Genomic DNA, 3,592 nt, shown 5'->3' on the forward strand with positions numbered 1-3,592 from the left:
GGCCATGACGCAGGCCATCGGCGCGACCCGGCCCGGTGGTCACGTCGGCTTCGTCGGCGTCTCGCACGGCGTGGAACTCGACGGTTTAGACCTCTTCCTGGCCACCGTGCACCTGCACGGTGGTCCCGCACCGGTGCGGCGTTTTCTGCCAGAGCTGATCGAGCTGATCATGACCGACCAGATCGACCCCGGCCTCGTTTTCGACCACACCGTGCCCCTGGCCGAGGCGGCCGAAGGCTACCGTGCAATGGACGAGCGACGCGCCACCAAGGTGCTGCTCAGTCTCGACTAGAAGGGCCGCCGCCGATGACCACTCCAGAGCATCCGATGAGCGCCGACGATGGTCCCGACGGCCCCGATCTGCGGGCCGCCGAACCGCTGGTGCCCGGCGCCGTCGACGCCCGGTTCACCCTCGCCGCCGAGCGCACGATGCTGGCATGGCTGCGGCTGTCGCTGGGGTTGATCGCCGCCGGGATCGTCGTGCTGCACCTGCTTGATCCGTGGGGTAGCCCCGCCGCCCGGAGCATCCTCGGCATCACCCTGCTGGCGATCGGCGCGCTGACCGCGATCGTCGGCGTGTTGCGCTGGAACGAGGTGAACCGGGCCCTGGACCGCGGCGGCCCGCTCCCCGGTCCGTGGCCGATCTGGGCGCTGACCGGGCTGATCGTGGCCGCGGCGATCGGCTTCGCCGTGTGGACGTGAACTATCGGCGTTCGCGGTAGACGAAACTCGCCACCTGCAGGTAAGAAACCCGCTCGGCCAGTGCCGGACTGATGCGGCCCAAGAAGTCGTACACGTGGGCGTCCTTGCCGATCACTGCGCGCCGCCGACCACGCAGGGTCGCCTCGATCATCCGGTGCGCCGCCTTATCGGCGGGCATCGCGAAGGCTTTCGCGACGGCTTCGGGCGTGCCCAGAGTCACCGCACTCGCCCGCACCAGATCGGTCCAGATGGTGCCCGGCAGCACCGTCGTCACCGTCACCTTCGACTTGGCATTGCGCAAATCCTGGGCGAGACCGTACCCGAACTGCGCGACCGCCGCCTTCGATGCGCCGTAGATCGCCGCCCCCGGCACCGGAACCATCGCCGCGAGGCTGGCCGTCAGCATCACGACACCCCCGGCCGGGCGCTCCTGCAGCAGGGGCAGAAACGCGCGGGTCAGATCGACGGTCCCGTAGAAGTTGATGTCGACGATCTGCCGCAACCGCGCGCGCTCTATACCGCCGGCGGGTTCGAAGTTTTGTGCGATTCCGGCGATGTTGAATAGACCGTCGACGTGTCCGTGTGCGGCCAGCACCTGGCCGGGCAGCAGCGCGACGGCTTCGGTGTCGGCCACATTGAGCAGGTGCAGGGTCAGCCGATCTCCCGCACCAGCCTCCTGTGCCATATCGGCCAGACCGGTCTGGTCTAGGTCGGCGGCGGCCACCCGCCCGCCGCGGCGGAGCAGTTCCAGGGCCACGCGGCGACCGATGCCGTTTCCCGCACCGGTCACCACAAAGACCTTGCCGTACACGTCAACACGCATCTGCTGCCGCCGCGGCCTACGTCGCCGGAACCAGTACCTCGGTGTGCGCCTGGCTATCGGGCGGCGTGGCCGGCCCGGTCCGCGTGCGCTGGAAGCGCAGCACGGCCGCGGTCACCGCTGCACCGGCCACCCCGATGATGAGCAGCGTGACGAACGACGGCCAGAAGCCGGCGACGCCGTTGAACGCCGCCGTATAGCCGTGCTGCACCAGTGTCATCGGGGAGATCCAGTGCAGCCACTGGAAGGGCGCCGGGACTGTCTGAATCATCCAGATCCCGCCGTAGGAGAACAACTGCAACATCAAGGCGGACAACGCTGTGATGCTGCCGACGATATAGCCGAAGGCCGTGAACAGTATCGACAGTAGGGCCACGTTCATCACCGTGGCTGCCGCCGAGATCAACACCACCTGCCAGAGGTGGACCGGGTCCGGCGACGGATCGAGCGCAAGCCAAATGCCGATGCCAGCAACCAAGACGGCGAGCAGGCTGACGCCGCACACTGCCGCGCCACGACGGGCGATGTCGCCGATGGTGCGTGGGCTCTCGTCGTCGGTGAGGAAGCGGTGTCCGCGGAAGCTCATGAACACCGCGATCGGCAGCAGGAAGACCGCGATGATCAGCAGCGTCGTCGCCGCACCCGGGCCCATGAACTGGGCCTGCGCCACATACTTGGTCTCCTTGGCGACGGGCGTGGAGATCAACTGGGCCAGCGTGATCCGCTCGTCTTGGTTGCCGAAGTCCGGGGCCTTCTCAGCACCATCGGAAAGGCCCTGGTCGAGCCGGCCTGCGCCGTCACGGAGCTTGGTGGCACCGTCGGACAGTCGGCCCACACCCTCATCGAGCTGGACCATACCGGTGGCCAGTTCGGCAGAGCCCTGCTGAAGTTGACTGCTGCCTTCGACCAGCCGGTTGACGCCACTGCGGTACTGCGCGTTCGGATCGGTCAGTTCATTGGCGATCTGCCGACTACCGGCCTGCAGTGCCTGCAGCCCGGTGACGAGTTCAGCAACGGTGTCCAACTGCTTCGCGTTCGGCAGCGCTGCCTGCGCCTGGGCGATCAGCCGCTGCAGGTCGGCCAGCGGCAGCTGGCCGGCAAGACGCTCGATACCGTCTGCCACCTGGGTGGCGCCGTCGCCGAGCTTGTCGGTGCCGCCCTGCAGGGTGACCAGACCCTCCGCAAGCTGGTTGGCGCCGTCGGCAACCTTAGCGCTGCCGTCCCGCGCGCGGCCCACACCGGGAGCGAGGTCATTGTTGACGCCATCGGATAGCGTCTGGGCGCCTTCGGAAAGCTGACCGGCACCCTCGGACGCGGTCCGCAGTCCGTCCCCGAGCGACTGCACACCCTCAACCAGTCCGCCGACCGTGGTTTTCGCGACGCCCTTGAGGACCGACTGGTGGATCTTCTCCATTGCCGAACCGCCGATCGACGAGGCCTTCAGCGTGTTGTAGTCGTTGAAGGTCACCGAGATCAGGGCCGGCGCCTCTGCCACGGTGGCGATGGTGCCGAGCGTCTGACTGAAGTCTTCGGGTATCTCAATGACGAAGTAGTAATCGCCCGACCGCAGACCCTGATAGGCCTTCTGTTGGTCGACCTGAACAAAGCCCAGGGAGCCGCTCTCCAGCAGCGAGTCGGCCACCCCCTGACCGGCCTGCAGCTTGTCCGGGCCGTCGCCGTAGCCGACGTCGCTGTTCACGATCGCCACCGGCATCTGGTCGACCTTCTTGGTCGGATCCCAGAGCGCCCACATGTAGATTGCCGCGAGGACGAGCGGGATGGTGACCACCACTGCGACGATCAGGCGGAAGAGCCTGGATCGTTGCATGCGTGTCTTCGGCTGCGCTGTTGTCATGAGTTCGATCCCTGAGCTTCCTGGTGACAGATGGGAACTCGGTGCGCGCAGGTGAGCAGAGCGGAGTCACACTGCACCGGCGGCCTCGAATTCTCCGGAGTTCCCGACCATCGTAAGTCAGTCGACACATTTTGTCGACGGCGCTTGAAAACTGAACACTAACGGCGCTCGAAAAGTGGACACTCTGCCGACGATTGGAGGGTGATCACTTTGGA

3 protein-coding genes and 1 pseudogene are annotated in these 3,592 nt (G+C 66.7%); 2 read left to right on the forward strand and 2 right to left on the reverse strand.

What is annotated here, in order from left to right:
- A pseudogene (locus tag WAW85_RS01040) lies at window positions 1-292 on the forward strand (IMP dehydrogenase); the annotation flags it as partial.
- A gap of 14 nt (window positions 293-306) precedes the next feature.
- Entirely contained in the window at window positions 307-702 is a 396-nt protein-coding gene (locus WAW85_RS01045) for a YidH family protein (protein WP_422557815.1), read from the forward strand.
- 1 nt (window position 703) lies between these two features.
- Here the strand turns inward: WAW85_RS01045 and WAW85_RS01050 are convergent, their stop codons facing one another.
- Window positions 704-1,525, reverse strand: coding sequence for an SDR family NAD(P)-dependent oxidoreductase (locus WAW85_RS01050; RefSeq protein WP_422557816.1), 822 nt, complete (start codon window positions 1,523-1,525; stop codon window positions 704-706).
- Between the two features lie 16 nt (window positions 1,526-1,541).
- The gene (locus WAW85_RS01055) at window positions 1,542-3,377 is read right to left on the reverse strand and encodes a YhgE/Pip family protein (protein ID WP_422557817.1); all 1,836 of its coding nucleotides are present in this window, start codon (window positions 3,375-3,377) and stop codon (window positions 1,542-1,544) included.
- Window positions 3,378-3,592 lie beyond the last annotated feature (215 nt).

It is taken from the genome of Gordonia sp. (in: high G+C Gram-positive bacteria), from assembly GCF_049299075.1.
GTDB lineage: Bacteria > Actinomycetota > Actinomycetes > Mycobacteriales > Mycobacteriaceae > Gordonia.